Consider the following 5,539-nt stretch of genomic DNA (forward strand, 5'->3'; position numbering starts at 1 on the left):
CTCCAGTTTGCAGCCTTGGATCAAATTTCGACTGAAGCGGGAATCCCTCAGGTCACCTGAATGTCCACACGCCTTAGGCTGGTGTGTAATTATCTTTCCCTTCGGGAGGGGCGACGCAACAGGATTCGGCTCATGGTGAGATAGAGCAGCATCTCGCCGGTCTCAACCAAACGTTCGTAGCCCCTTATGCGTCCAGCAATATCCCTTTGAGACCATTCAGATGCGTGCCTTAGACCATATGATCAGATGGTCCTAAGGGCAGAGCACTTGATGGATGGTGGCACCTCAACACACCCCGCGGGGAACGGCAGAAGTCCTGAGCGCAGATCCGTTGTGGCGGCGCAAGATGCGGAGAACCTGCTTGTAGTAATCATCACCAGCTGGATTTTCGCGGCTGGGGCCCTTGTGTTTTACGGGAAGTTCAACCTGCTCCTTCTGTTAATTGCGGGAGGGGTTGTGACAGGTTTGGTGGTCCTGAGTTCCGCCCTATCGCTGCTTAGTGTGCTCGCAGTGCGGAAATTGACATCGTGGTGTAAGCAGAGCTAGTTCCCACCTCTATAACGAGGTGCCATACCATCGCATAGCCCGTCAGCAAGCTGCTGCGGGAGATGTGGGTGTGAGCTGGCGCAGCGCCTCAGTTAGGAATCAGCCGTTCACCAGCTGGGACATCACCGACGAGCACAACCGCCCCGAGTGCGTGCTACACCGTTCCACTATACACCCACAAGCGAACCTGAGACACCGATGGCTGATGGTCAGCGGGTCGATGTTCAACCGAAGCGCAAGGGCACACCGGGGCAACAGCAGCGCGAGAAACAAGTTGGTTAGGATCTTGTCCGACTGAAGTACAGGTGACCCCTGGGTTGCAGGGACCGTGAGATGATGATTAACACACATCCGTTAGGCTGCTCACAACCAGTTGCACCCTAACATCAACTCTCCGATCAAGATCCCAACAGAGACGGGCGCTTCAAGTGGCAAGAATTACGGCAAGTCCTGGCTTTCGGCTGCGCATGGATGCCAATGGTGACATTCCGGAGCTCGACAGTGGCTGGAGCCGGTTGTCGGCCGCCTCCGCCCCGGGAGTCTTCACAGCGCCGCTTGTCCGATCCGGCGACGACTTCACGACCTACTCCGTCAGCCTGGAGGGCGAGCTCCTCACCACCGCCGACGTTCGGGTGAGCGGGGTGATCAACGCCCTTAGCCTGACGGCGGCACCCACTTACGGCACGAGCCAGCAGGACGTGCAGCTGGAGGTTACCGGGGCCGAGATTGAGGTCTCGCGGATCTCCCGCATCCAATTTGGCCTGTTTCTGGCGGGTGATGACAGCATCACGGGTTCCTCCCGGAGTGACGTCATTCGGGGTCGAGCGGGCAACGATGTCCTCCACGGCCGGGGCGGCAGCGATCTGCTCTTCGGTGATGACGGCAACGACACCCTGGTTGGCGGCGCCAAGGATGCGGATCGCCTGTACGGCGGGGCTGGAGGTGACATCTTTTCAGTCGCCGATGCACGGCATGTCGTGTTCGAAGCAACGGGCGGCGGCCATGACACGGTCATCGCCAGTGTCGATTATGTGCTTACCGCAACTGCAGAGATTGAGGTGCTTCAAACCGGCTCTGACACCGGAACGAAGGCGATCGACCTGACGGGCAGCAACACCGCAAACGCCATTCTGGGCAACGCCGGTGCCAACATCCTCTCCGGCCGCGGGGGCGATGACACCATCCTCGGCGGAAATGGCAATGACACGGTCATGGGCGGCCGCGGCGCTGATCAGCTTTCGGGTGGCGCGGGCCGGGATCAACTCAGCTACGCCCAGTCATCCACAGCGGTGATTGTCAATCTCGGGATGCAGGAGGGCTTTGCCGGCGATGCGGTTGGCGACCTCCTGGTCGACTTCGAGAATGTGGTGGGCTCGCGCCACAGCGACCAGATCACCGGCGATCATCTCGGAAATGGGCTCGTTGGTGCCGGCGGGAACGATCTCTTGGATGGAGCCGATGGAAACGACACGCTCATCGGCAGCCAAGGCAACGACTCGTTGGTTGGGGGCTCAGGCTTTGACCGACTCGATTACAGCCAGGACACCAGCACGCGCGGCGTTCGCGTTGATCTCACCCTCGGCACGGCGCGGGACGGCTTTGGCGGGCACGACTCAGTCTCAACCTTTGAGGACGTGCGCGGCACCCGGTTTAACGATATCCTTGCGGGCAGCGCCCTGGACGAAACCTTGCACGGAGAGGCCGGCAACGATCGTCTGCAGGGCCGCGACGGCAGCGACAAGTTGCTCGGCGGGGCCGGACACGACACACTGACCGGCGGCGCCGGTCAGGACGTCTTCGTCTTCAACACGGCGCCAGCGCGGCGGACGAACGTCGACAAGATTGTGGACTTCAAGCCTGGAGAGGACATCTTTCACCTGGAGAACGCGGTGTTAAGGAACATCGGCTGGGTGAGCCGGCCCCTCAGGGATGATGCGTTCCACCTGGGGAAATCAGCTGAAGATGCATTCAACCGCATCATATACGACAAAGCCACTGGCTCGTTGTACTATGACTCGGACGGCACCGGTGCCGCGCCTCAGATCAAGATTGCTGTTCTCATGAACAAGGAAGCCCTGGATTACGCCAGCTTCTACGTGATTTAACCGGCCGTCGCCTTGGCCCCTCGCGCAGAAGGTGCCTGAGGGGCTTCGCTGGTCTATGCTTGCTGCGTCTGTCCAACGAAGCCCCGCAACAGCATACGAGGTCCCATCACGAGGTATTGCCCCAGGGCCCGAAACCTCTCTGGCTCGCATGGGAATGCGAGCTGACAATCGTTTGATCCGGCACCGAGCAGGTTCAATGACGGGTGGCGCTGGAGCCGGATAGCAGTCGCCCAGTGCGTGTTGCGCCTTGGAGAGAATACCCTAAATCAGGGGATGCCCCTGCAGGGGATGGCGGCGTCAAACCACTCCCGGTGAGCACGGAGAGCCCAGACCAAGGATCGTGCGAGCCAAGCCGCTGTGAACGGCCCTCAGAGCAACCCCTCTCACACAATGTAAAAGTCGCTAGCTTTTAGTTTCAGCCCGTTCTCAAGCCGGGCGAAAGTGACTGCCGCTGTCTCTCCAGTGCCATCCGGGTCGTACGCGATGTAACCTGTCTTTCGGTTGTAGATAATCCGATCATCCGGATCGTGGGCCCAGCGTGTGGAGGTGGTGATGTGCAAGGCCGCGGGCGACAAAAAGCCGGGCTTTTCGAATTCCTTGAACACGCGGTGATCAAGACGGAGTGTGTCATCTCGGACCGAGAAATCCACCACCCGATCCACATTGCTGCGCCTGCTGAGCGGCGTGTCGAACACGAAGGCATCCCGCCCTCCGCCACCGATCAGGGTATCGTGACCCTCCTTCCCGCTTAGAACATTCGATCCGGCATTCCCGGTAAGGGTGTTGGCGGTTGCGCTGCCCGTAAGCTTGATCGGCTGTTTGGCGGTGCTGTTCGCGGCGCCGAGCACCTCAATACGCGCTGCACTTTTCAACGCATAGCTGACAATCGTGTAGACTGTGTCATAGCCCGACGTATCGGCGACAATATCCTTGGCCGTATTGACATAGTATGTGTCATTCCCTCGACCACCCTCCATCCGGTCCGCTCCCCGCCCGCCATCGAGGGCATTGCCGCCGCTGTTGCCGATCAAGCGGTCATTACCCCGGCCGCCAGTGGCGTTCTCGATCAACACGCCATTAGCAATGGTAAAACCGCCCCCGATGACACCTGCTTGCGAGACAAATCCTCCCGCCCCGGCTGCGCCTGTTGCCAGGGTCGCTGCACGCAGGTCAATGACAACGCTCTGTGAGGACTGCACGCCGCTGATGGTATCGATGCCGCTGACATCCCAGATGCACGACCACCCTGTGCCAACCGTATTCACCACAGGTAGCTCATAGACGTCATCGCCCGTCCGCGTGCTCACATTCGCCCCGTAGAGAGCCTGAAGGGCCGCGATGTCGAATGCGCCCAGGCCTGCCTGCCCTCCGAACAACGGCGATTGCGCCGCCCGATCGTAACCATCACTGTAGGACATCACGCTCCAGATCCCTTGGCTGAGCTTGCGGTCCGCGGTCTCCCACCAGAGAATGCCAGGAAAGATGGTGGCGTCCGGTTCGCCCCCGCCATCATGGGGGTGAGCCAGGCCTAGAGCATGACCCAGCTCATGGATAATGGTCGTCAGCCCTCCTCCGCCTGGCTGAAGATTGCCCCAATAGGTTGGGATGTTGGGGTTGAAATAGCCCCAGATCTGACCCTCTGACGGGGTTTCGTGCATGCCGAGCACATCATCCCCGAGCCCGGTCTTCCACCAAACGATATCAGCGGTCCCGGCGGATGCGACCGGAGCGAAGGTCACTTGACATACACTGGAGAATAGATCGAGCGCGTATTGGAAGGCATTGCTTTCTGTAGCATTCCAGCTGTTGAGTGTTGCCACATCAAGTTGAAGCAATTCGTGCTCGTTGGCTAGGTTTGCTGTCGCCAGATCCGCCGCTGTCTCCCCGAAGTAGTAGGTGATGGGACCGCTCGCCGGATCCCAAGCTCTTTTACCCCAGATCAGGCTGTCAATATAAACGCTGCCATACCCTGATCCTGGCACAGTCGTGCGTATGTTTGCCATAAATCCCCCGATGAAGCCCAGCGTCTGCACGCTGATACCTAGAATAGAATATCTAGTGGTCAGGCTTAATCGGCACAACCGGAATGTTCATCGGGATCAAAGATCATAAGGCAGTTTCCGAGAAGGATTAGTTTCTTGGCTGGCCAGATTCTGCGTGCGGAAAGGTGCCAGCACCAGAGCCCCGCGCCGCAGACCAACCAACGAAGTTAGGAAGCCTGGATACAGGCTCGGCATAGGCCAAACGGCTGCCCGATTGGATAAGGCTTCACCAGTTTTCGTATCGGTGGCGTTTCCCGTCCGTCGGGCTGTTTGGTCCCGCTGGTTATGGGCAGATGATGGCCCAACCTCCCAACGCAACTATGCATATGCTGCAGATACCTGTTGGATGTGAGCCTGTAGACCTTTGAACGGTCAGGCGCTGCTGGGAGCTGTCACGACAATGCTGGGGTGGTCTGAAGTGGGTCATGGGCTCTCCCCTATCAGGGCGTGGACGTCCCATCCGAGTTTGCGACTCAAGGGCCCGGTGGACGGACTCCGGCGCCATCACTCTGTCGATTTGTTTTGGATTAAGGCCGAGACTGAACCGCCGGGGGTTGGGGCACCTGTCCTGGCAGGCTCGGAGCTAGAAAAAGTGATCTGCCAGGGTGGTACTGACACCGACCCCGGCAGATCATATCAGTTGCTCAAGCCAGCTTGCTTAGGAGAAGAAGTCGCTGTCGGAGATGACCGAGCGGGCGACCCCCTCCAGCACGAGGATGTCGGAGCCGCTCTGGATTACCGTGTCGCTTCCCACCTGCGCGATGCTCAAGCTCCCGAGGGTCACGCCACGCAGCTCAATCCGGTCTTGCCCGTCCGCAAAGTCCGTGATCGTGTCCCGACCGGTCC

At 59.5% G+C, this 5,539-nt stretch carries 3 protein-coding genes; 1 reads left to right on the forward strand and 2 read right to left on the reverse strand.

Features of this window, described 5'->3' with window-relative positions; all coding sequences use genetic code 11:
* Nucleotides 1-974 precede the first annotated feature (974 nt).
* Nucleotides 975-2,651 carry a calcium-binding protein gene (locus tag JKG68_RS30670; protein ID WP_202066063.1) on the forward strand — a complete coding sequence of 559 codons (1,677 nt, stop codon included), beginning with the start codon at nt 975-977 and terminating at the stop codon, nt 2,649-2,651.
* A gap of 383 nt (nt 2,652-3,034) precedes the next feature.
* Here JKG68_RS30670 and JKG68_RS30675 read toward each other — a convergent pair whose 3' ends face one another.
* Both JKG68_RS30675 and JKG68_RS30680 read right to left on the reverse strand, forming a co-directional pair.
* Nucleotides 3,035-4,684 (reverse strand): M10 family metallopeptidase, encoded by a 1,650-nt coding sequence (locus JKG68_RS30675; protein ID WP_202066064.1) that lies wholly within the window; start codon nt 4,682-4,684, stop codon nt 3,035-3,037.
* Between the two features lie 667 nt (nt 4,685-5,351).
* On the reverse strand, nt 5,352-5,539 hold a 188-nt coding region (locus tag JKG68_RS30680; protein ID WP_202066065.1), incomplete at its 5' end, for a hypothetical protein.

It is taken from the genome of Microvirga aerilata, from assembly GCF_016743775.1.
Taxonomy (GTDB): domain Bacteria; phylum Pseudomonadota; class Alphaproteobacteria; order Rhizobiales; family Beijerinckiaceae; genus Microvirga; species Microvirga aerilata.